Origin of the sequence: Paracoccus fistulariae, assembly GCF_028553785.1 — a bacterium.
In the GTDB taxonomy this organism is placed as follows: Bacteria; Pseudomonadota; Alphaproteobacteria; order Rhodobacterales; family Rhodobacteraceae; genus Paracoccus; species Paracoccus fistulariae.
Genome location: NZ_CP067136.1, coordinates 845,207 through 867,613 on the forward strand (window position 1 = coordinate 845,207; position 22,407 = coordinate 867,613).

The 22,407-nt window shown below is 64.3% G+C and carries 18 protein-coding genes; 11 read left to right on the forward strand and 7 right to left on the reverse strand.

What is annotated here, in order from left to right:
- A complete protein-coding gene (locus JHX87_RS04215) occupies positions 1–2,382 on the reverse strand; it encodes an AI-2E family transporter (protein WP_271882606.1) in 2,382 nt (793 codons plus the stop codon).
- Positions 2,383–2,473: 91 nt separating this feature from the next.
- Between JHX87_RS04215 and JHX87_RS04220 the strand changes: the two genes are divergently transcribed.
- The 4 genes from JHX87_RS04220 to JHX87_RS04235 all read left to right on the forward strand — a co-directional run bounded on the left by JHX87_RS04220 (position 2,474) and on the right by JHX87_RS04235 (position 7,513).
- Positions 2,474–2,695: a hypothetical protein gene (locus JHX87_RS04220; RefSeq protein ID WP_271882608.1), complete on the forward strand. Its 222-nt coding sequence runs from the start codon at positions 2,474–2,476 to the stop codon at positions 2,693–2,695.
- 137 nt (positions 2,696–2,832) lie between these two features.
- Positions 2,833–4,146, forward strand: a complete 1,314-nt coding sequence (locus tag JHX87_RS04225; RefSeq protein ID WP_271882610.1) for an NAD(P)/FAD-dependent oxidoreductase — start codon at positions 2,833–2,835, stop codon at positions 4,144–4,146.
- A 410-nt stretch (positions 4,147–4,556) separates the two neighbouring features.
- Positions 4,557–5,459 (forward strand): helix-turn-helix domain-containing protein, encoded by a 903-nt coding sequence (locus JHX87_RS04230; RefSeq protein WP_272833835.1) that lies wholly within the window; start codon positions 4,557–4,559, stop codon positions 5,457–5,459.
- A gap of 401 nt (positions 5,460–5,860) precedes the next feature.
- On the forward strand, positions 5,861–7,513 hold the full coding sequence (locus tag JHX87_RS04235; RefSeq protein ID WP_271882613.1) for an FMN-binding glutamate synthase family protein: 1,653 nt from the start codon (positions 5,861–5,863) through the stop codon (positions 7,511–7,513).
- Here the strand turns inward: JHX87_RS04235 and JHX87_RS04240 are convergent.
- Positions 7,501–8,907: a sensor histidine kinase gene (locus JHX87_RS04240; RefSeq protein WP_271882615.1), complete on the reverse strand. Its 1,407-nt coding sequence runs from the start codon at positions 8,905–8,907 to the stop codon at positions 7,501–7,503. The genes JHX87_RS04235 and JHX87_RS04240 overlap by 13 nt on opposite strands.
- Positions 8,904–9,575: a response regulator transcription factor gene (locus JHX87_RS04245; RefSeq protein ID WP_271882616.1), complete on the reverse strand. Its 672-nt coding sequence runs from the start codon at positions 9,573–9,575 to the stop codon at positions 8,904–8,906. Before JHX87_RS04245 ends, JHX87_RS04240 begins: the two co-directional genes overlap by 4 nt.
- A gap of 78 nt (positions 9,576–9,653) precedes the next feature.
- On the opposite strand from JHX87_RS04245, the gene JHX87_RS04250 reads away from it, so the two are divergent.
- The 5 genes from JHX87_RS04250 (at position 9,654) to choX (ending at position 14,958) form a co-directional block, all read left to right on the forward strand.
- On the forward strand, positions 9,654–10,730 hold the full coding sequence (locus JHX87_RS04250) for an extracellular solute-binding protein (protein WP_271882617.1): 1,077 nt from the start codon (positions 9,654–9,656) through the stop codon (positions 10,728–10,730).
- Positions 10,731–10,906: 176 nt separating this feature from the next.
- On the forward strand, positions 10,907–11,848 hold the full coding sequence (locus JHX87_RS04255) for a Bug family tripartite tricarboxylate transporter substrate binding protein (protein ID WP_271882619.1): 942 nt from the start codon (positions 10,907–10,909) through the stop codon (positions 11,846–11,848).
- Positions 11,845–12,339 carry a tripartite tricarboxylate transporter TctB family protein gene (locus tag JHX87_RS04260; RefSeq protein ID WP_271882621.1) on the forward strand — a complete coding sequence of 165 codons (495 nt, stop codon included), beginning with the start codon at positions 11,845–11,847 and terminating at the stop codon, positions 12,337–12,339. Before JHX87_RS04255 ends, JHX87_RS04260 begins: the two co-directional genes overlap by 4 nt.
- 4 nt (positions 12,340–12,343) lie before the next feature.
- Positions 12,344–13,861 carry a tripartite tricarboxylate transporter permease gene (locus JHX87_RS04265; protein WP_271882623.1) on the forward strand — a complete coding sequence of 506 codons (1,518 nt, stop codon included), beginning with the start codon at positions 12,344–12,346 and terminating at the stop codon, positions 13,859–13,861.
- A gap of 158 nt (positions 13,862–14,019) precedes the next feature.
- Positions 14,020–14,958, forward strand: a complete 939-nt coding sequence (choX, locus tag JHX87_RS04270; protein WP_271882625.1) for a choline ABC transporter substrate-binding protein — start codon at positions 14,020–14,022, stop codon at positions 14,956–14,958.
- Here choX and JHX87_RS04275 read toward each other — a convergent pair.
- A complete protein-coding gene (locus JHX87_RS04275) occupies positions 14,947–15,915 on the reverse strand; it encodes a GlxA family transcriptional regulator (protein ID WP_271882627.1) in 969 nt (322 codons plus the stop codon). The genes choX and JHX87_RS04275 overlap by 12 nt on opposite strands.
- 99 nt (positions 15,916–16,014) lie before the next feature.
- Here JHX87_RS04275 and JHX87_RS04280 point away from each other — a divergent pair, with 99 nt between their 5' ends.
- Both JHX87_RS04280 and JHX87_RS04285 read left to right on the forward strand, forming a co-directional pair.
- The gene (locus tag JHX87_RS04280) at positions 16,015–16,920 is read left to right on the forward strand and encodes a beta-keto acid cleavage family enzyme (RefSeq protein ID WP_271882628.1); all 906 of its coding nucleotides are present in this window, start codon (positions 16,015–16,017) and stop codon (positions 16,918–16,920) included.
- A gap of 5 nt (positions 16,921–16,925) precedes the next feature.
- Complete coding sequence (locus tag JHX87_RS04285) at positions 16,926–18,398, forward strand: carnitine 3-dehydrogenase (RefSeq protein ID WP_377776020.1); 1,473 nt, start codon at positions 16,926–16,928, stop codon at positions 18,396–18,398.
- Between the two features lie 38 nt (positions 18,399–18,436).
- Here the strand turns inward: JHX87_RS04285 and JHX87_RS04290 are convergent, their stop codons facing one another.
- The 3 genes from JHX87_RS04290 to JHX87_RS04300 all read right to left on the reverse strand — a co-directional run bounded on the left by JHX87_RS04290 (position 18,437) and on the right by JHX87_RS04300 (position 22,368).
- A complete protein-coding gene (locus tag JHX87_RS04290) occupies positions 18,437–19,942 on the reverse strand; it encodes a malonate--CoA ligase (RefSeq protein ID WP_271882632.1) in 1,506 nt (501 codons plus the stop codon).
- Between the two features lie 381 nt (positions 19,943–20,323).
- Positions 20,324–21,058, reverse strand: a complete 735-nt coding sequence (locus JHX87_RS04295; RefSeq protein WP_271882633.1) for a COG3904 family protein — start codon at positions 21,056–21,058, stop codon at positions 20,324–20,326.
- Positions 21,058–22,368, reverse strand: a complete 1,311-nt coding sequence (locus tag JHX87_RS04300) for a hypothetical protein (RefSeq protein WP_271882635.1) — start codon at positions 22,366–22,368, stop codon at positions 21,058–21,060. Before JHX87_RS04300 ends, JHX87_RS04295 begins: the two co-directional genes overlap by 1 nt.
- Positions 22,369–22,407: the final 39 nt, after the last annotated feature.

Below are 22,407 nucleotides of genomic sequence, written 5' to 3' on the forward strand. Positions count from 1 at the left end.
TCAATCCGGCAGGCTTTGACCGACGGTGGCCGAGGATTCTTCGGCCTCGCGCGGCTCTGGTGCGATCACATCGTCGCCGGTGATCACCGACACCGCATCGGCGGCGATCCGGTCCAGCAGGTCCAGTTCCTCATCCTCCAACTTGCGCGGGTTGCGATCCAGCAGGCACAGCGCGCCCAGTACCAGCCCATCGCCGGTGGTCAGCGGCACACCCGCATAAAATCGCGTCTGCCAGTTGCGGATGGCCGGATGATCGGCAAAGCGGGGATCGCGGTCAGTATCCTCGACCACCAGCGTCTTTCCGGTCGCCACGACGTGGTCGCAAATCGCCTCGGCCCGCGGCATGGTGATCATGTCGCTGCCATCCTGACTGCGCGTGCCGGGCAGATCCTTGCTTTGACCGATGATGAATTCGCGATTTTCATCAATGGCCGAGACAATCGAAATCTCGGCATCGAACACATCGGCGGCGCGTTTCGCCAGCGCATCCAGATCCTCGCGTGCATGCCCGTCCAGCACGCGCGTGGCGCGCAGGGCGGCGATCCGCTGCTGTTCGTTTTCGGGCAGCGCGGCCTTTGATCGGTCGCGGGACGCCTCTGGCTGCAGCAGCCCCTCGATGCGCAGCACCCCCTCTTCGATCGAGGTGATGGCCGCATCGGCGCCAAGCGCCTGATAGCGGTCGGGTTCCAGCAGATCCTCGGGCGCGTTCCACAGCGCCAGCACGATCTGTTTCTCTGGCCAGCGATGGCGCAGCCTGCGGATAAACGCCCGGATCGCGCGTTCCGGCTTACGGCTGAAATAGCCCAGACAGATGATCTGCACCTCGTCCAGATCCAGCTTGTCGACATAGCGCGCCGTCACCACCCCCGCCGGGCGCTGCACCGCCGCCACGCCTTTCAGCGTCAGGGCATGGGTCAGCATTTCGCAGGCAAAGCTGTCCACCTCCCATTTGCCGCCGATACAGGCGACGCGAGGCGGCGCAGCCGCATCCACGGTCGAGGGATATTCCTGCTGCAGATCGTCCAGAACCTCGTCCAGACCCTTTGCCACGCGCAGGCGATGTTCGGCGCGGGCCGCGCCGGTATAATCCTGGCTGATCAGCCGCAACAGCGCCAGACCGTGTTCGTTATAGAACTCGGTGACCGAACCCTCTTTCTCGATCACATCATCGACGATCTCGATCGCCTCATCGGGTTGATTGGCCAGCAGGCGCTGATAAATCCGCGTCGGCACGTCCAGCACCGGGGTCGAGCCCAGCAGCGTGTCCAGAAACTGCAACTGCGGCAGGTTCCGCCCGATCACCAGCAGGCAGACCGTCAGCGGCGTGGACAGGATCAGCCCCACCGGCCCCCAAAGGGCCGTCCAGAAGGTCGCCGCCGCGATCAGCGACAGCGCCGACAACCCGGTGCTGGTACCATAGAGGAAAGGCTCGACAATATTGCCGCTGATGGCCTCCAGCGTGACGATCAGGGCAATGGTCATCAGCACCATGTTCCAGCCGGGATCGACGGCAAAGGCCAGCGCGACCGGAAAGATCGCCGACAGCATCGGCCCGACATAGGGGATGAAGCGCAGGACCGAGGCCAGCACCGCCCAAAGCAGCCATCCCGGCACGCCGATCAGGAACAGGCCCAACCCCAGCGGCACCGCATAGGCCACATTCACCAGCACCTGCATCAGCAGATATTTCGAAATCCGCTTGCCCGCCTCTTCCAGCGTATCGGTGGATCGGTGCAGATTGCCGCCCAGCAGATGGATCAGCCGATCCCGCAGATCGCCCCGGTCCAACAGCGCCAGAAAGACGAAAACCAGCACGATCCCCGCCGTGGCCAGCGGCGCCACCGCCGGAACCAGCCATTCCAGCGCGGTCTGCAAGGGCGGGCGCGGCGGCGCGACCACCTGAACCCGCTGCGCGGGTTCGGCCTCATCGGCATTTTCCTGCACCGCGTCGGACAGTTCTTTCTGCACGGTATCGACCGTCTGGATCGCGCCGTCAAAGATCCCCGGCCCGCGAAACTGATCGGTCAGATTGTCGATCTTCTGCCGCATCGTCCATTGATAGGTGGTCAGCTCGGCGCTGATCATCCGCAGCTGCGATCCGACCAGCAGGCCCAACCCCGCCACCAGCATGAACAGCGTCGCCATGACGATGCAGATCGACAGCACCCGCGGCACGCCCCAGCGGCACAGCCGAGAGACCAGCGGGCTTAGCGCGAAGCTGATCAGGAAGGCGATGGCCAGCGGGATCAGCACGCCCTGCCCGATGTAAAGCCCGCCAATGATGATCGCGACCACGATCAGCCATGCCGCCAGCCGGACGATATCGCCTTGTTGTCCCGGTGCCGGCCGGGCCGGTTCCTGGGGAAAGAGATCATTCGCCATATTCACGCTCTGCCATCCAAGTGGTTCGCCCGGCCGCAGCGTGCTGACCCCCGAGTTGCCAATCCGCAGGGCCGCGCGTACCGGAAGCGGGATGGTGCCCCATCTTCTCGGGCCTGTCGACGGGGTCGGCGACAAACAAATGACGGCTTGCCGGGCGCGGATCTGCCGGGTTTCGCCGGATGCGCGCCAAGTCCTTTCGGGGCGGGATAAATTTGACGCCCTCTGGCAACCCGATTTCCAGCAACCATTTATTAATCTGCTTGATTTACATCAGCAGCTGGCATTTGCCGACCTGTCTGCGCATCTGAAATAACCTTTGAACGACAAATCCCCGCCCCGAGGTCCGGTTTCCCGCTGACAGAAGCTGGAAGGCCCTGTCAGCCCTTGCGCTTGCGGGCGCATTGGGCAGGTATGGGGCGGATTACATGGGCACGAAAAGGTATTTTAGCCATGGCATATCGGGTCGTCGTCATCGGGGCGGGATTTGCAGGTCTGACGGCGGTGAAGGACCTGAAGGGCGCGGGATGCGAGATCACCCTGATCGACCAGCGCAACCATCACCTGTTCCAGCCGCTGTTGTATCAGGTCGCGACGACCCTGCTTTCGACCTCGGAAATCGCCTGGCCGATCCGGGCGATCCTGCAAAAGCGCAAGGATGTGACGACGCTTCTGGCCCGCGTGATCGACATCGACCGCCGCACGAAAGAGGTGATCCTGCGCAATGGCATGCGCATTCCCTATGACACGCTGATCGTGGCGACCGGCGCGCGGCATGCCTATTTCGGCCATGACGAGTGGGAGGCCGACGCCCCCGGCCTGAAAACGCTGGAGGATGCCACGACCATCCGCCGCCGCATGCTGCTGGCCTTCGAGCGGGCGGAACTGACGCCGTCGAAACACGAACGCGACGCGCTGCTGACCTTTGCCATCATCGGCGCGGGGCCGACAGGGGTGGAACTGGCGGGCATCATCGCGGAGCTGGCGCATCGCATCCTGCCGGGCGAGTTCCGCCATATCGACACAAGACGCGCCAGGATCCTGCTGGTCGAGGCCGGCCCGAATATCCTGCCCGCCTTCAGCAAGGATCTTTCCGATTACGCCCTGGCTGCCCTGTCGCGGCGCGGGGTCGAGGTGCGCACCGGAAAGCCCGTCACCAAGATCACGGCCGAAGGCATCATGCTGGATGACAGGTTCATTCCCGCCCGCACCGTCATCTGGGCCGCTGGGGTGCAGGCCTCGCGCGCAAAGGACTGGCTGGATGCCGAGGCCGACCGGGCCGGACGCGTGATCGTCAGCCCGGGGCTGACGCTGCCCGATGATCCCTCGATCTTCGTGCTGGGCGATACCGCGCATGTGCAAAGCGACGGCAAGCCCGTGCCCGGCGTCGCCCCCGCCGCCAAGCAGCAGGGCAGCTATGCCGCGCGCCTGATCCGGCGGCGGCTGAAACATGGCGATCAGGCCGAAACCACGCCTTTCCGCTATCGCGATATGGGCAATCTGGCGACGATCGGGCGCAATGCCGCCGTTATCGAATATGGCCGTTTCCGACTGAAAGGCTGGCTGGCCTGGTGGGTCTGGGGCATCGCGCATATCTATTTCCTGATCGGCACCCGCTCGCGCCTGTTCGTTGCGCTCAGCTGGCTGTGGATCTTTCTGTCGCGTCAGAACTCGGCCCGGCTGATCACCCAGAAAGAGACGCTGAAGGATCCCGATGTCACGCCGGGGAAAGCTGTCGCGGATGATACCGGGACAGGGGGCGGCTGACGGTGATTCCTGCACTGATACCGGCGGTCCCGGCCCGTCAGGCGCAGGCATTTCAACGGTCTAAGATTGTTCTTCGACTGTGGTCAAATTGTCACAGTGCTGATCTGCAGAAAAATGATTAGAATACTAACCAATTGATTCACAGCGAAATTGACGCAAGGTTAAGATACATGCCATGCAAGTCGCGAAATTGGGCCGTTCTTATAAACAAATCATAACCCCTTGATCCGTCTAATATTCTTGAAAAGGCCGGACCCGACCCTCACTATATCCACCGATGTGAAGGAACCTCAGGACGCGTCTTGCCGAAGCTGCCCTACTCGAAGACGGATACGGATCTACTGCCAGAAAAGCGTCGGATTACCGCGTGGCGCGAAGCCGCGGCCTCTATATGGGACGTATCCGCGGTGATGAACGGGCGTTTCTATGCGAGGGTCGAGGCCTATCAGGGCCATGAATTCGTGTTTGGCAGCATCGAAAGCAGTGGTCAGAAAACCACGCGCAGCGCCGCCCGCATCGCCAATGATGGCTCGGACTATTACATGCTGCAATTCTACCGCGAAGGGCATCGTGAGGTCACCGGCAGCGGACGCGAGCATGTCATCAACCCCGGCGATGTGTTGGTCGTGGACATGACCCAACCGATCACCACGATCGGCCGGGAATACAAATCGACCGATATCGCGATACCGCGCCGCCTGTTGGCCAACCATCTGCACGACCCTGACAGCCACGGCGCGCGCAGGCTGGAGGGAAACCGGCCCCTGACCGCATTGCTATGCAGCCACCTGATCGCGCTGAACCGGTCGGCACCGGGACTGAGCCATGAAGACATGCTCATGCTGCAAAGCCCCACCCTTGCCATGATCGCCGCAGCCCTGAACGGAGAGATATCGCCCGAAAGCGCCGCGGGCATGACCAGCGGCATTCGTCTGGCGGTGCAGCGCTATATCGAACAGAATCTGCACGATCTGGGCCTGAGCGTTCAGGATGTCGCGAAGCAATTCGGCATCTCGCGCGCGACGCTGTACCGGATCATGGATAAGAACGGGGGCTTTGTCTCTTATCTGCGGCTCAGGCGGCTGCATCGCTGCCGTGGAGAGATCTCGGACCCGCGGCTCAGCCACAAGACGATTGCGCAAGTGGCTGAGAGATGGGGCTTTACCAATTCCTCGACCTTCTCTGTCTCGTTCCAGCGCGCCTTCGGGATGAGCCCGCGCGACTGTCGTCAGGTGGCCTTTGGACTGGCCGCGACAAAGACGGCTTTCGGCGATACGGCGGATTGGAGCAAATGGCTGCTCGACATCAGATAGGCCGCTGAGGCCGCCCGCAATGAGACGCGCGGAATGAGACGCGCGGAAAACTGAATGAGACAGACGGCAAAAACGACGAATGGATCGGCAAATGCGACCGGATTTTATTGACCAAGCGACCAATTATCCGGCACACCCCCCCTTGTCGCCGGATGCCTAAATGAGCGTTCGCGTGGTTTTGCAAAGTAACTTTTCTCATCGTACATTCGAACAAGCTCGCCTGAATTGGCGACAGCTCGGTTTACCGGACTGGTCGGCGATGTGTCATTTCAATGGGCCACATCGTCGATCAGACCGGCCGAGCGTTCGGCGAAAAGTGAACGCTTCTCTACAAGACGTTCCGGGCCTCTTATGGTAACAGACGCGAATTCGTCCTGTGACATATCCAACTGGTCTGCCCCATGAAACTTTACCCCCGTTACGCGATCTTTATCATCTGCTGTCTCACCACGATTTTCGCGACGGTGTTCGCGATCGCCTTTTCCAATGTCTGGTGGGCCGCGCTTGCGGTCGTGACCGCCGCGCTGACCGTGCTGGGCATTCTGGATCTGCGTCAGAAAAAGCACTCGATCCTGCGGAATTATCCGGTGATCGGGCATATGCGTTTCCTGCTGGAAAGCATCCGCCCCGAGATCCGGCAGTACATGATCGAGGGCGACCGGGACGAAGAACCGTTCAGCCGCGAGGCCCGCGCGCTGGTTTATCAGCGCGCCAAGGGGGTCGAGGATAAGCGTCCCTTCGGCACCACCCAGAATGTCTACAGCTCCGGCTATGCCTGGATCACCCATTCCGCCGCGCCCGTGGTGATCAAGGACACCGATTTCCGCATCAGCATTGGCGGTCCGGATTGCACGCAGCCCTATGCCTCCAGCATCTACAACATTTCGGCGATGAGCTTTGGCTCGCTTTCGGCCAATGCGGTTCTGGCGATGAATACCGGCGCGAAGCTGGGCGGTTTTGCCCAGGATACCGGCGAGGGCGGGATCAGCCGCTACCACCGTCAGGGCGGCGGCGATCTGATCTATCAGGTGGCCTCGGGCTATTTCGGCTGCCGCAATCAGGATGGCAGCTTCTCGGCCGAGAAATTTGCAGAACAGGCCCGCGATCCGCAGATCAAGATGATCGAACTGAAGCTAAGCCAGGGCGCCAAGCCCGGCCATGGAGGCATGCTGCCCGCCTCGAAAATCTCGCCCGAGATTGCCGAGGCGCGGGGCATTCCGATGAATATCGACTGTATCTCTCCGCCCGCGCATAGCGCCTTTTCCACGCCGACCGAGATGATGGAATTCATTGGCAAGCTGCGGGATCTGTCGGGGGGCAAGCCGGTCGGCTTCAAGCTGTGCATCGGCCACCGCCGGGAATTCATGTGCATGGTCAAGGCGATGCTGGCCACCGGCATCAAGCCCGATTTCATCGTCGTGGACGGCAAGGAAGGCGGCACCGGCGCCGCGCCGCTGGAATTCGCCAACCGGGTCGGCATGCCGATGCTGGAAGGGCTGACCTTCGTGCATAACACATTGCGCGGCGCGGGACTGCGCGGCGATATCCGCATCGGCGCTGCGGGCAAGATCACCTCGGCCTTCGATATCGCCCGGGTGCTGGCGCTTGGCGCGGATTGGTGCAACTCGGCCCGTGCCTATATGTTCGCGGTGGGCTGCATTCAGGCGCAGGCCTGCCACACCAATAAATGCCCCGTCGGCATCGCCACGCAGGATCGCAAGCGCCAAAGGGCACTGGTGGTCGAGGATAAAAGCCAGCGCGTCGCCCGGTTCCACAAGAACACCATGCATGCGCTTGGCGAACTGGCGGGGGCCGCGGGGCTGACCCATCCGGGCGATTTCATGCCCTATCACTTCATGTTCCGCACCAAGGACAGCGAATTCCGCGACGGGAACGAGGTTTATGCCTATCTGCCCGACGGCTTCCTGCTGGCCTCCGAGGAAATCCCAGAATTGTCGGAATGGCATAACCGCTGGGACCGCGCCTCGGCCGAGACCTTTGCGCCCTCGGAAATTCCCTTCGGGCCCTTCCGCCGGAAATCTCAGGCGGCCTGACCAGCCGGTGCGCTGCGCGGATCAAGGTCAAAACTGATCCGCGCCGCCAGACCCTGCCCGCCCGCGACATCATGCAGGCTTAGCCTGCCGCAGAAAAGGCGGGCGATTTCATCGACCACGGGCAGGCCAAGCCCCAGACCCTCGGCCGGGCTTTCGCCACGGGCGAAACGCCGGATGACGGCCGCGCGGGCCGCATCGGGAATGCCGGGGCCGTTATCCTCGACCTCCAGCACCGCATGGTCGCCGTCCCGACGTACCCGGACCGTGACCACCGTTCCCCCGGGCGTGTGCAGCAGCGCGTTCGAGATCAGGTTCTGCAGCGCCTCTGCCAGCAGCAGGGGTTCCGCGCGGATCCACAGCGACCCTTCGCCTTCAAAGCCAAGATCCGTTCCGGCATCAGCCGCCACGGGGATCTGTTCGGCCGTCTGCCGCCGGGCGAAATCGGTCAGGTCCATGGGCTGCGGGGCCGTGCCGCTCCGTGATCCGACCTTGGCCAGCAACAGAAGTTGCGCCAGAATCCGTTCGGCATGGGCCACGGCGGCATCGCCCTTGGCCGCGGCCTCTTGGGCGTGGGCCAGATCGGGCGCGCGGGCGGCCAGCGCCAGTTGCGTACGCACCACGGCCAGCGGTGTGCGCAGCTGATGCGCGGCATTGCCGGTGAAATTCCGCAACCCCTCCAACGCCGCATCCAGACGCGACATGAACAGGTTGATCGTCGCGACCAGCCCGCGCACCTCGGCCGGGACCGGGGTTTCGACCGGGCTCAGATCGTCGGGGCTGCGTTCGGAAATCGCCTCACCCAGACGGCGCAGCGGTCGCAGCGACAGCGTGACCGCAATGGCGACAATGGCCGCCGCCCCCAGCATCATCAGCGCCAGCCGCAGGGCCGAGCGCATCATGATGGCACGGGTCAGTTGCTGACGCGAGCTTGTGGTTTCGGCCACGGTCACCAGAAAGGGCACCTCATCGATCCCGGTCGAGGCCGCCCGCGCCAGCGATGCCAGCCGCACCTGCGCGCCCTTGTAAAGCGCATCGGCAAAGACCGCATCGCCGCCACGCGGCGCCTGTGCCGCGACCGGCAGGTCGGCATAGCCCGTCACCACCTGACCGGGCGGGCCATCGACGCGGTAAAACACCCGGTCCTGCGCTGTCGAGCTGAGCATTTCCAGCGCGCCATAGGGGATGTCGATGGTAATCCGCCCCTGATCGTCCAGCGATGCCCGTTCAGCAATCACCAGCGCCGATCCGGCCAGCACCCGGTCGGACAGAAGGTTGGCCATGCGCACCGCCTCGCGCCAGGTGTCGATCAGCGCCAGCGTGCCGAACACCGCCGTCGCAACCAGCAGCGACAGCAAAAGGCGGCGGCGGATGGACAGGGGGCGGCGCGGGCTCACATCGCGGCCCGGTCAAGGTAATAGCCGATGCCGCGCGCCGTCCGGACGGTCAGCCCCGCACCCGCCAGACGCTTGCGCAGGCGGCTGACATATTGCTCGATCGCATTTGCGGACAGATCGTCATCCAGCGAGGTCAGCGATTGCACGATCGCCTCGCGCGGGACGACCTTGCCCGCACGCGTGATCAGCAATTCCAGCAGCCCCCGTTCGCGTGATGGCAGGTCCAGCATCTGCGCGCCCAGCGAAAAGCTGCGGCTGTTCTGATCAAAGACCAGATCGCCAAAGCTGACCGTCGCCATCCGCAGCCCGGCCTGACGCCGCAGCAGCGACCTGATGCGGGCTTCGAATTCGCCGATATCGAAGGGCTTGATCAGATAGTCGTCGGCGCCCAGATCCAGCCCCTTCACGCGCTCTTCCGGGGTGCCGCGCGCGGTCAGGATCATCACCGCCGCCGGGTTCTGGCGCGCCCGCATGGCGCGCAGCACCTCCAGCCCGTCCATCTGCGGCAGGTTCAGATCCAGAATGACCAGATCGAAATTCTCGGCCAAGGCCAGCGCCTCGGCCGAGGCGCCGTCATGGACCACATCCACCACATAGCCCGCCTGCCGCAGCAGCGTGGACAGACCATCGGCCAGCGACAGGTTATCTTCGACCAGCAAGATCCGCATGCATCCCCCCAAGGGCGCCAGATTAGCCCCGCCCGCCACGCTTGTGAACGGGGCACAAGCCATGCATTCTGCGACATCATGCGACTGTCCCTGCTTTTGCCAGCCATTGCCAGCATCGCGCTGTTGCTGCCCGGTTTTTCCGGGGCCGAAACGACGCGCTTTCCCGCGCCCTCGGGCCGGACGGGCGATGTGCTGACCGTCTATTCCTCTCTGGACAATGATCTGGCCGCGCCGCTGGTTCGGGCCTTTCAACAGGCCAATCCGGATATCGCGGTGCAATACGAGAACCTGCTGACCGGAGAGATCCACGACCGCGTTGTCAGCGAAAGCGATATCGGCCCGACGGCGGATTTCGTCTTTTCCTCGGCCATGGATCTGCAGGTGAAGCTGACCAATGACGGCTATGCGCGCCCGATCCGCACGCCCGATACCGACACATGGCCGGGCTGGGCGAATTGGCGCGACACGGCCTATGCGCTGACCTATGAACCTGCGGTCTTTGCCTATCACAAGCCCAGCTTCGCGGGGTCCGAACCACCAGCGACGCGCGCCGATCTGATGCGCTGGATCGCTGAACATCCCGGCCTGGCGCGGGACCGCGTCGGCAGCTATGACGTGACCCGCTCTGGCGTGGGCTATCTGTTTCTGGCCCGCGACCAGCAGCTTTATCCCGGTATCTGGGCCGTGATCGAGGCGATGGGCCGCGCCGGGATGCAGCAATATCCGACCACCAGCGACCTTCTGGAACGGATCAATGACGGGCGGCTGGTGCTGGGCTATAACCTGCTGGGATCTTACGCCGCCGAATGGGCGCGCACGCATCCCGATGTCGGGATGATCCTGCCGCGCGATTTCACTGTCGTCGTCTCTCGGGTTGCGCTGGTGCCACGGGCGGCGGCGCGGCCCGATCTGGGGGGCGATTTCCTTGCCTTCCTGATGTCGCCGCAGGGTCAGAACCTGCTGTCGCAGACGCTGCGCCTTTCCGCCGTCAGTCTGGAGGTCGCGGGCCGTCAATCCCCCGCAGGCGGGATGGAAGAACTGACCGGCCTGCGGCTTCGCCCGGTTCCGGTGACGCCGGGTCTTTTGGCCTATCTGGATCAGGCGACGCGGGCCAAGCTGCTGGCGCGCTGGCATGCGGCGCTGTCGGCACGCTGAATTTTCCCCCGGACATGTCAGGTCGATGACAGGTTGGCGTGCTGTAGTCGCGTCAGGCCCGCGACGGCGCGGGTTCAGGAGGATGATCGCAGCCTTGGGAGAGGCGCGGTCCAAGTCATCAAGAAACAAGGATCACCCGCTGGCGCAGACCGGCGCGGTGAATGTGGAGGAAACAGATGAAACATATTGTTCTGTCAGGACTTATCTCGGCCCTGCTGGCGGTTCCGGCGCTGGCCGATTACACCATCATCGCGCCCGCGAATCCCGGCGGTGGCTGGGATCAGACCGCGCGCACGATGCAGACCGTGATGCAGGAGGAAGGCATCGCCGATTCGGTTCAGGTCCAGAACGTGCCCGGCGCGGGCGGCACCATCGGGCTTGCGCAATTTGCCAGCCAGAACGCGGGCAATGCCGATGCACTGATCGTCGGCGGCTATGTCATGGTCGGCGCGATCCTGACCAACCAGTCGCCGGTATCGCTGGCCGATGTCACCCCGATCGCGCGTCTGACCGGCGAATATCAGGCCATCGTCGTGCCCGCCGCCTCGGACATTCAGGACATGCAGGGGCTGGTCGAGGCGCTGAAGACCGATCCGGGCGCGGTCAGCTGGGCCGGCGGCTCGGCCGGGGGGACCGACCACATTGCCGTGGGGATGATCGCCAATGCCGCTGGCGTCGATCCGACGACCATCAATTACATCGCCTATTCCGGCGGTGGCGAGGCGCTGGCCGCCATTCTGGGCAATCAGGTCACGGCGGGTGTGTCGTCGCTGGGCGAATTCCAGCCCCAGATCGAGGCCGGCACGCTGCGCCTTCTGGCCGTCTCTTCGCCGGAACGGCTTGAGGGTGTCGACGCCCCCACCCTGAAAGAGGTCGGTCTGGACATCGATCTGCAGAACTGGCGCATGGTCGCGGCAGGCCCCGATCTGAGCGATGAGCAGAAGGCCCAGATTGAAGCCGATATCGAAGCCATGGTCCAATCCGAAAACTGGCAGACCCAATTGGCCGACAAGGGCTGGCTGAACACCTATCTGTCGGGCCCGGAATTCGACGCGCAGCTGCAGAAAGACATCGCCGCGACGCAGGCGATCCTGAAAGATATCGGCCTGGTGAAATGAGCCATCCCGACGCAAAACCTGCGCGCCGCCGTCCTACGGCGGCGCTTGTGGTGGCCGCCGGTCTGGTTGGGCTGGCGGCGGTGATGCTGTGGGACAGCAGCAGACTGGCCGATCTGGGCGGCTATTCCGGCGTCGGCCCGGCCAGCGTGCCGCGCGTCGTGGCCTTCTGCCTGATCGGGCTGGCCATCTGGACCGTGGCCGAGGGCTATCGCGGCGAATTCCGCCATCCCGAACATCAGCGCATTGCCCCGATCATCTGGGTGATCGCGGGGCTGTCGGCGCAGCTTCTGTTGCTGCATGTGGCGGGGTTTTCCATTGCCACCGGCATGCTTTTCGCGCTGGTCGCCCGCGCCTTTGGCAAGCGCAATCTGGCGCTGACGCTGCCCGTCGGGATTGCGCTGTCCTTTCTGGTCTGGCTGGTCTTTTCGCAACTTCTGATGCTGCATCTGCCCGCCGGGCCGCTTGAGCATCTGTTCTTCCCCGGAGGCTGATCCCGTGGGTGCATTCGATTTTCTTCTGCAAGGTCTAGCAACGGCAGCCGAGCCGATGATGCTGCTTTACGCGCTGATCGGGGTGACATTGGGCACCGCCGTCGGCGTCCTGCCGGGCATCGGCCCGGCGCTGACCGTGGCCCTTCTGCTGCCGGTCACCTACCGGCTGGATGCGGCCGGATCGCTGATCATGTTCGCGGGCATCTATTACGGCGGCATGTATGGCGGCTCGACGACCTCGATCCTTCTGAACACGCCGGGCGAAAGCGCCTCAATCATCACCGCGCTGGAAGGCAACAAGATGGCCCGCAAGGGGCGCGGCGGCCCGGCCCTTGCCACCGCCGCCATCGGATCCTTCGTGGCCGGCCTGATCGCAACGCTGGCGCTGGCCTTTCTGGCGCCCTGGATCGTCGAGGTGGCGCTGGTCTTTGGCCCGCGCGAATATTTCGCGCTGATGGTGCTGGCCTTTGTCACCGTCTCGGCCGCGTTCGGCGATTCCGCGCTGCGCGGTCTGACCTCGCTGTTCATCGGTCTGGCGCTGGCCTGCATCGGCATCGACCAGCTGACCGGACAGGCGCGGCTTGCCTTTGGCGTGCCCGAGCTTCTGGACGGGATCGAGGTCACCACCATGGCCGTCGCCATGTTCGCGGTGGGCGAGGTGCTGTATGTCGCGGGTCAAAGCGGGCGCGGCGATGAAAAGGTCGAGGCGGTCAAGGGCTCGGTCTGGATGAGCAGGCAGGATTGGGCGCGGTCGTGGAAACCCTGGCTGCGCGGCACGGTGATCGGCTTTCCCATCGGCGCCATGCCCGCAGGCGGTGCCGAAATCGGGACATTCCTGTCCTATGCGACGGAAAAGAAGCTGTCGAAACACCCCGAAGAGTTCGGCGAAGGCGCGATCGAGGGCGTGGCAGGCCCCGAAGCAGCCAATAACGCCTCGGCCGCGGGCACGCTGGTGCCGCTGCTGACGCTGGGCCTGCCGACCACGGCCACGGCGGCGATCATGCTGGCGGGCTTCCAGCAATTCGGCCTGCAACCCGGCCCGCTGCTTTTCGCGATGAACCCGACGCTTGTCTGGGGGCTGATCGCGTCGCTGCTGATCGCCAATGCCATGCTGCTGGTGCTGAACCTGCCGCTGATCGGGCTGTGGGTGAAGCTGCTGACCATTCCGCGCCCCTGGCTTTACGCGGGGATCCTGCTATTCGCGACGCTGGGCACCATCGGCGCCAATCCCTCGACCTTCGAGCTGGGCCTGCTGCTGGCCTTTGGCGTCCTGGGCTATGTGATGCGGCTGTATGGCTATCCGATTGCGCCGCTGGTCGTGGGCCTGATCCTTGGGCCGATGGCCGAACAGCAATTGCGCCGCGCATTGTCGATCAGTCAGGGGGACTGGATGACCCTGGTGCAATCGCCCGTGGCGGCGGCGCTGCTGCTGATCGCGACGCTGGCGCTGGTGGTTCCGCTGATCATGCGCGCGCGCGGACAGGGTCAGGTTCTGTCGCAACTGGCCGCGGATGAGGACTGACAGCAGGTCGCCTGCCCGCCCCCGGACAGGCGACCTGCGTATATTGTGAAGATTGCTTCGCATTTCGATAAGCAATTTTTCGCAACCGATTTACTCTCTGCTACAGAACAATCGGCGGCGCCATGTGGCCCGCCGGACCAACATGAAGGGGGAAGATCATGAAGCATCTCATCGCCGCCGGGATTTTCGCATCGCTTGCCGCCACGCAGGTCGCCGCGCAAGAGGATCCGGCAACCTGCCAAGAGCCAAGCTTCTCGGATGTGGGCTGGACCGATATCACCGCCACCACCGCCACGGCCTCGTTGCTGCTGGAAGCACTGGGCTATGATCCCGACGTCGCGGTGCTGTCGGTCGCGGTGACCTTTGAATCGCTGAAATCGGGCGATACCGATATCTTCCTGGGCAACTGGATGCCGCTGCAGGAAGCGAACCAGAAACCGCTGGTCGAGGCCGGTCAGATCGAGGTCGTCCAGACCAATCTGGAAGGCGCGAAGATCGGCTTTGCCGTTCCCAAATCGACCTTCGATGCGGGTCTGAAGACCTATTCCGACATCGCCGGTTTCAAGGATCAGCTGGACGGCAAGATCTATGGCATCGAATCCGGCAGCGGCGCGAATGCGACGATCCTGAAGATGATCGAGGAAAACAGCTCCGATCTGGACGGTTTCGCATTGGTCGAATCCAGCGAACAGGGCATGTTGGCGCAGGTCCAGCGAGAGATCCAGTCGGGCGGCGACATCCTGTTCTTCGGCTGGCGCCCGCATCCGATGAATGTGCGCTACGAGATCGAATATCTGACCGATGGCGATGATCTGTTCGGCCCGAATGATGGCGGCGCGACGGTGCTGACCAACACCCGCGCGGGCTTTTCGGATGATTGCCCGAATGTCGGCAAGTTCCTGAAAAACCTCGTCTTCACGGTCGATGCGGAAGACGTGATGATGGCCTATATCCTTGATGACGGGATGGAGCCGCGCGCCGCGGCAGAGCGTTGGCTGACGGAAAATCCCGACGCGCTGGAAAACTGGCTGGACGGCGTGAACACCTTTGACGGTCAGCCCGGCCTGCCCGCCGCGAAAGAAGCGCTAGGTCTTTGAGATCTGTCGGGCGGCAGAGGGGGGATGCCCGAACTGCCGCCTGAACGCCCGCGACAGTGAGGCGATCGAGGAAAAGCCGGTGCGGACCGCCGTTTCCGCCATGGACAGGTCGGTATCCACGATCAGCCGACGCGCCGCCTGCAGGCGCAGCGACAGGTAATAGGCCCCGGGCGAGGTCTGGACGCTGTCGCGAAACAGGTTTTCCAGCGTGCGCACCGAACAGCCCGCCCGCGCCGCAATCGCGCTGATCGGCAAGGGCGCCTCCAGATGTTCCTCCATCACCCGGATGGCGCAGGCCACGCGGCGCTCCAGCCTGCCGATCCGGCCCATCGAGACCAGCGGCTGCGCATCGCTGGGCCTGCGTACCTCTTCATAGACATAAAGGCTGGCCACGTTCAGCGCCTCGCCAAAACCCTGCCGCGCGCGGATCAGCGCCAGCATGAAATCCAGCGCAGGCGCCGCCCCGCCCGTGGTGAAGATGTGATCGTCCACCACCCATCTGTCGGGAATGACCTGAACCTGCGGAAAGCGGGTGGCGAATTCCTCCAGATCCTCCCAATGGGTCGTGGCGCGGCGGTCATCCAGCAGCCCGGCCATCGCCAGAACCCAGCTTCCCGCCTCGACCCCGCCGATCATGCGGGCATGCTGCGCGCCCTGTCGCACGGCGGCCAGAACGGACTGGGTTGCATGGCGAAAAACCCCAAAGGCCGCCACCACGATCAGCAGGTCGCAGCGTTCGCGGGGCGAGAAGGGGCAATCCACCTGCACCGGTAATCCGCAACTGGTGGGCACCGCATAGCCATCCATCGACACCACCTTCCACAGATAGGGCCGCGCCCCCGAGATCCGGTTCGCCGCCCGCATCGGATCCAGCGTCGCCGCCAGGCTCATCAACGAGGCCTCGGGCAGGACAAGGATGGTTGCGGTCAGCGGTTCGTCAGTTTGGGCAAAAATCATCTCTGCGCAGTTCGTCAATTCCGTTGCGTGATATGTTAAATGCGGAATAGGCCGATCCGTCAAGCTGGTGTCGATTTCAGTGCAGCAAGGATGCCAGATATGGGACTGACGCCAAATCGAGAGGTCTTTATTACCTGTGCCGTGACCGGCGCGGGCGACACGACCGGACGGTCCGACAAGGTGCCCGTCACGCCGCAGCAGATCGCCGAATCCTCGGTCGCGGCGGCGCGGGCGGGCGCGGCCATCGCCCATATCCACGTCCGCGATCCTGACAGCGGCGCGCCCTCGCGCGATCCGGCGCTGTATCGCGAAGTGGTCGAACGGATCCGCGATTCCGGCGTCGATATGGTGCTGAACCTGACCGCCGGCATGGGCGGGGATCTGGTCCTTGGCTCGACCGAGGCGCCCCTGCCCGCCGATCCGCAGGGCACCGACATGATCGGCGCGACCGAACGGCTGGTCCATATCGCCGAGCTGCGCCCCGAAATCTGCACGCTGGATTGCGGCACGATGAATTTCGGCGAAGGCGATTACGTCATGACCAACACCCCCGCCATGCTGAAAGCCATGGCGCGGCAGATCCGCGATCTGGGCGTGCGGCCGGAAATCGAGGTCTTCGATACCGGCCATCTGCTGCTGGCCAAATGGCTGAAGGCGCAGGGCGTGATCGACGATCCGGTGATGATCCAGCTGTGCATGGGCATCCCCTGGGGCGCGCCCGACGATCTGGGCACTTTCAAGGCGGTCGTTGACAATGTCCCCGAGGACTGGACCTTCTCGGCCTTTTCCATCGGGCGGAACCAGTTGCCCTATGCGGCGCTGGCGATGCTTGCGGGCGGCAATATCCGCGTCGGGCTGGAGGATAATATCTGGCTGGACAAGGGCGTTCTGGCCAGCAACGAAGATCTTGTCGCGCGGGCGGCAACGGCCGTGCAATCGCTGGGTGGGCGGCTGCTGAGCCCGGCCGAGGTGCGCCAGAAGCTGAAGCTGGAGAAACGCTGGTGAGCGGCGTGGCCTTGAACCGGGCCGCCTGCATCGGCGGCGGCGTGATCGGCGCGGGCTGGATCGCGCGGCTGCTGCTGGCCGGTGTGGATGTCGATGTCTTTGACCCGGCCCCCGATGCGCAGCGTATCGTGGCCGAGGTTCTGGCCAATGCCCAACGCGCCGCCGGAAAACTGCTGGACGCCCCCCTGCCCGCCCCCGGCCAGTTGCGCTTTGCCGATACGCTGGAACAGGCCGTCGCGGGCGCAGAGCTGATCCAGGAAAGCGTACCGGAACGGCTGGACCTGAAACGCGCCGTGCTGCAGGCCATCGATGCCCATGCCGCGCCGGATGCGATCATCGGCTCGTCAACCTCGGGCCTGTTGCCCAGCGATCTGCAACAGGGGATGCGCCATCCCGAACGGCTGGTCGTGGCCCATCCCTATAACCCGGTCTACCTGCTGCCGCTGGTCGAAATCGTCGGCGGCCATCAGACAAGTACCCAGACGATCCGGCGCGCCAGCAGCCTTTACACCGCGCTTGGCATGAAGCCGGTGACGATCAATCGCGAGATCGAGGCCTTCGTGGGCGACCGCCTGCTGGAGGCGCTGTGGCGCGAAGCCCTGTGGCTGGTCAAGGATGACATTGCCAGCGTCACCGAAATCGACGATGTGATCCGCTATTCCTTTGGTCTTCGCTGGGCGCAGATGGGGTTGTTTCAGACCTATCGCATCGCCGGAGGAGAGGCCGGGATGCGCCATTTCCTGGGCCAGTTCGGCCCGGCGCTGAAATGGCCCTGGACCAAGCTGATGGACGTGCCCGAGATGGACGAGGCGTTGATCGACAAGATCGCGGCGCAATCCGATGAACAGGCCGGGGGACGCTCGATCCGGGATCTGGAGCGGATCCGCGACGACAATCTGGTGGCCATCATCCGCGCGCTGGCCCAGCAGCAGGGCGGTGCAGGCTGGGGTGCGGGCGCGGCGCTGCGCGATCAGGAACAGATGCTGCGCGACGCCGCGGCGGATGCGACCGCCGCGCCGCTGCAACTGACATCGGGCAGCGTCCCGGCGGAATGGATCGACTATAACGGCCATATGACCGAGCATCGCTATCTGCAGGTCTTTGGCGAGACCAGCGATGCCTTGCTGACCCATCTTGGCCTGGATGCCGATTACTTCGCCTCGGGTCGCAGCTTTTACACGGTCGAGACGCATATCATGCATCTGGGCGAGGCGCATGAGGGCGATGGTTATGAAACCCGGACCCGGATCCTGTCGGCGGATGACAAGCGGCTGCATGTCTTTCACCAGATCAGCAATCCGGCGACGGGATCGGTTCTGGCCTCGGCCGAACAGATGCTGCTGCATGTGGATACGACGGCCCAGAAGGCCACCCCGGTCGATGCCGATCTGGGCAACAGGATAGCTGCGCTGGCGCGGGAACATGCCGTATTGCCGGGCGCGGCTGCCGTCGGGCGTTATGTGGGACAACGCCCCTGAGGCAGGCGCGGCGGTCCGAAAGGCCGCCGCGCCGGATGTCACGCCGGGAAAAGACCGCCATATTCCTTGCGCAACGCCGCCTTTTGCACCTTGCCCATGGTGTTGCGCGGCAATTCGTCGACGATGACGATCTTCTTGGGCTGCTTGAACTTCGCCAGCTTGTCGGCCAGATCCGCCAGGATCGCCTGCGGGTCCGGGTCCTGATCGCGTGCCCGCGCGATCACCGCGACCACGCCTTCGCCGAAATCGGGATGCGGCACGCCGATCACGGCGCTTTCCAGAACGCCGGGCATCTCATCAATCAGCAATTCGACCTCTTTGGGATAGATGTTGAAACCGCCCGAGATGATCAGATCCTTGCCGCGCCCGACGATGGTGACGTAGCCGTCCGCGTCGATCAGGCCCAGATCGCCGGTGGTGAACCAGCCGTCATCGGCCAGTTCCTCGGCGGTTTTCTCGGGCATCTGCCAATAGCCCTGAAAGACATTGGCGCCGCGCACCTCGATCATGCCGATCTCGCCCTGTGCGACCTCGGCCCCCTCATGAGTCACGCGCAGCTCGACCCCCGGCAGGGGCGGGCCGACCGTCCCCGCACGGCGATCCCCCTCGTAAGGGTTCGAGGTGTTCATATTGGTTTCGGTCATGCCATAGCGTTCCAGGATCCGGTGACCGCTGCGCTCTTCGAAGGCGCGATGCGTCTCGGCCAGCAGCGGCGCGCTGCCCGAGGTGAAAAGCCGCATATTCGCCGCCAGTTCCGCAGTGAAATCGTCGCGATCCAGCAGCCGCGTGTAAAAGGTCGGCACGCCCATCATCGTCGTCGCCCTGGGCAGCAGGCCGATCACCTGCCCCGCATCGAATTTTGGCAGCCAGATCATCGCCCCGCCCGCCAGCATCATCACGTTCGAGGCCACGAACAGCCCATGGGTGTGAAAGATCGGCAAGGCGTGCAGAAGCACGTCATCCGCCGAAAAGCGCCAGGCATCGACCAGCGTGCGGGCATTGGACAGCAGGTTGTCATGGCTGAGCATCGCGCCTTTGGACCGCCCGGTCGTCCCCGAGGTATACAGGATCGCGGCCAGATCATCGCCACTGCGCGCCGTCGGGTGATGCATCGCAGATTGGCCCAAGGCACCCTGCAGGAAGCTGCCCTGCCCGTCCGCGCCCATGCTGCGCAGCGTCGCATCGGGTGACATGAACTGATCGCGCTGCGGCTCTTTCGCGGGGTCGCAGATGACCAGCGCGGGTCGGGCATCGCCGATGAAATAGGCCACCTCTGTCGCGGTATAGGCGGTGTTCAGCGGCAAGAACACCGCCCCCGCCCGCAGGGTCGCCAGATACAGCGCCAGCGCCTCGGGCGATTTTTCCACTTGAACAGCGACGCGGTCGCCCGGCATGACGCCAAGCGCTACCAGTTCATTCGCCATCTGGCCCGAGAGGTCATGGACCTGCTGATAGGACAGGCTGTCGCCATCCGGCAGGATCAGGAAATCGCGTTCGGATTCCCGGTGCATTTCCATCAGGGCGTCAAAAAGCGTGTTGGTCATGTCTCACCGTCTGTTGCTGTCGTCGTCGTTGCGGCATGGCGTGTTCCGCGATGCGCGATCGTGGTCATGCTTTCTGCCAAGTGAGGGCAAGACGGGGCCGCAGGCAATAGGGCAAAGCCGATTGCTGCGGCCCTATTCCGCCAGAGGGCATGTCATGTCCTTCCTCTGCAGCCTGTCGAGCGCGGCCCATATTGGATTTTCGGGGTCAGGCTCGATCTCTGCCGGAAAGGCGATTTTCCGCGCCGGAGTTTGGCGGGGCGGGAAAAGCATGGGACTCAGCCTGCGGGTGACGCGGTCATGCCGCGCGTTTTCCGGGCAGGACGACGCCGCCCTTGGTCCGATCCCGCTGCCCTGGCGCGGGTGTCGCGACGGGCGGCCCGTTCAGCTGACCTGATCGGTGACCAGACGCAGGTCCCGCATCTGCTCTGGGCTCAGCACGTTGATCTCTTCCGGCGGCGTGCGCAGGCCAAGGCTCATCAGGCGCAGATCGACGTCCATCTCGGTCAGGTAATCCATCACCCCGGCCTGTGCCCGTTGCAGATCGCGGATCGCCATGAAGGCGGGCAGAATCGTGCTTTGGCCGAAATAATGCTGATGCACGCCGATGACCGCGCCCTTGTCCGCGCGGCGTTGGACGCCGCCCGCCATCAGGTAGGGACATGCGGACAGGCAGACCGAGCCCGCATCGACCACCGTATCATATCCCGAGGACCGGATCGTCCGCCCAATCGCCAGCGCGTCGGATACAGAGCCGCCCGAACTGTCCAGCCAGACCCGCGTGACGGCGGGTCGGGTCTGGTCAAGCCATTGCAGAAAGCGATCCGCATCGCCGACCGCGATCTGCCCCGAGATCCGGATGGCGTCGCCCTCGGCCTCGAATGCCAGCGATTCGGGCATGGGACGCATGGCGGGGGCACCCGGATCGTCGGGATTGGCGGGACGCAGATCGGGGCGATAGGGCCGGATGCTGGGCCCCTCGGCGGGCGGCGCGAAAAGACCGGGCGCAGGCGCGCCACGGTTCTGCCGCAGATCCGAGAAGATGATGAAACCAGCCAGCAGGATCTGCGACAGCAGCACCGCCCGGATCGCCGATTGGGGCGTGGACAGCCAGCGCATCACGGCACCCCGGATCCGTTGGCCGGGGATGACGGCTGCACAGGCTGGGCGCCCGTTGCGGGCGTCGCCTCGGCCTGCGCCCTTGCGGGCTGATCGTCATATTCGCGCAGCAGATCGGCGGCGGCCAGCGCGGCGCGCATCTCTCCCACAGTCATGCGGTCGTCGGTCTGGCGGATGCCCCTGCCCTGACGGATCGCCGCCTGCACCACCATGATGATAAAGACCAGCACCGCAGGCAGCAGGTCGATGGAAATCGCCCCCGCCCAGGCCGGCACGAAATTTCCGGCATAGACGATCACCGCATCCGCCGCCGACAGCGGCGCATAGACAGCCTCGTCCGGGGGTGGCAGGGCCTCGATATCGGCGGCGGCGGCGGCCAGCGTATTCGCCCGCTGCTCGACCAGCGACAGGACCGAGGTGATGGTGCTGGACTGGCCCTGCTGGATTTCCGGCGTCGCGCCGTCCAGTTCGGGCAGCACCACCGCCTGCGACAGATCGCGCGCCGCGCGGCTGACCAGAGGTGCCGGGTTCAGCTGCCGCAATTGCGTGATCAGCCCGGCCAGTTCGACCGCATCTTCGGAAAATTCGACCGTGCGGTCCTGCAAGGCCCCCGGCCCGACCGAGACGCCGCGCATCCGCGACAGGATGGCATTGCCCTGTGCGAAGGTGGCCTCGATCGGTCCCGCCGCCTCGGTCAGCTGCTGTTCCAGACCGGCCAGTTCCGCGCCCTTCTGGCTCAGCACCCGAAAGACGGCGCCGCGCCCGGAAAAGCCCGACAGCGTGCCGCCTGCCTCAAGCTCGGACAGATCGTTGAAGCTTTGCCGCACCCGCGCCACGTCGCGCACCAGCGACTGACCGGCCACGGCATTGGAATGGGCGCGTTCCAGCGAGGCCTGATAATGCTGGACGGTGGTGGCCATATGCGTCTCGACCGCCGCGCCGCCCGCCAGCGCCGCCGCATTCAGCCACGAGGACATGGCGACAATCGCCACCGATCCAAGCGCCATCGCCAATAGCAGCCCAAGACGCGACACCGCCGTGCGCACCGCAGGCAAAAGCCGCAGCATATAGGACCAGAAGACGAAGATCCCGACCGACACGGCGATGGAATAGGACAGCGCCGCGAAGGTCGTCCATGTGCCGGTGTTTTCCAGCAGAGAGCGCACCCCAAGATAGGTATAGATCCCCGAGGCCGCCGCCAGCACGCCAAGCGCGGTCGAGGTAAAGCTGTCCAGCCAGTCCAGATGCCTCTCCAGCTCTCGGGCATAGCGATCACCGGCGCGTTCACGCGGCGCAGAAGTCTGGGTCATAAGGGGTCCGTTGCCGTTGGAATGGGACGAAAGCGTTTG

Bases quoted from the DNA above. Each gene is read 5' to 3' on its own strand.
- JHX87_RS04255 (WP_271882619.1), top strand. From the start codon at position 10,907: ATGAAACATATTGTTCTGTCAGGACTTATCTCGGCCCTGCTGGCGGTT.
- JHX87_RS04235 (WP_271882613.1), top strand. From the start codon at position 5,861: ATGAAACTTTACCCCCGTTACGCGATCTTTATCATCTGCTGTCTCACC.
- JHX87_RS04215 (WP_271882606.1), bottom strand. From the start codon at position 2,382: ATGGCGAATGATCTCTTTCCCCAGGAACCGGCCCGGCCGGCACCGGGA.
- JHX87_RS04230 (WP_272833835.1), top strand. From the start codon at position 4,557: ATGAACGGGCGTTTCTATGCGAGGGTCGAGGCCTATCAGGGCCATGAA.
- JHX87_RS04290 (WP_271882632.1), bottom strand. From the start codon at position 19,942: ATGACCAACACGCTTTTTGACGCCCTGATGGAAATGCACCGGGAATCC.
- JHX87_RS04300 (WP_271882635.1), bottom strand. From the start codon at position 22,368: ATGACCCAGACTTCTGCGCCGCGTGAACGCGCCGGTGATCGCTATGCC.
- JHX87_RS04275 (WP_271882627.1), bottom strand. From the start codon at position 15,915: ATGATTTTTGCCCAAACTGACGAACCGCTGACCGCAACCATCCTTGTC.
- JHX87_RS04225 (WP_271882610.1), top strand. From the start codon at position 2,833: ATGGCATATCGGGTCGTCGTCATCGGGGCGGGATTTGCAGGTCTGACG.
- choX (WP_271882625.1), top strand. From the start codon at position 14,020: ATGAAGCATCTCATCGCCGCCGGGATTTTCGCATCGCTTGCCGCCACG.
- JHX87_RS04250 (WP_271882617.1), top strand. From the start codon at position 9,654: ATGCGACTGTCCCTGCTTTTGCCAGCCATTGCCAGCATCGCGCTGTTG.
- JHX87_RS04280 (WP_271882628.1), top strand. From the start codon at position 16,015: ATGGGACTGACGCCAAATCGAGAGGTCTTTATTACCTGTGCCGTGACC.
- JHX87_RS04295 (WP_271882633.1), bottom strand. From the start codon at position 21,058: ATGCGCTGGCTGTCCACGCCCCAATCGGCGATCCGGGCGGTGCTGCTG.
- JHX87_RS04220 (WP_271882608.1), top strand. From the start codon at position 2,474: ATGGTGCCCCATCTTCTCGGGCCTGTCGACGGGGTCGGCGACAAACAA.
- JHX87_RS04260 (WP_271882621.1), top strand. From the start codon at position 11,845: ATGAGCCATCCCGACGCAAAACCTGCGCGCCGCCGTCCTACGGCGGCG.
- JHX87_RS04245 (WP_271882616.1), bottom strand. From the start codon at position 9,575: ATGCGGATCTTGCTGGTCGAAGATAACCTGTCGCTGGCCGATGGTCTG.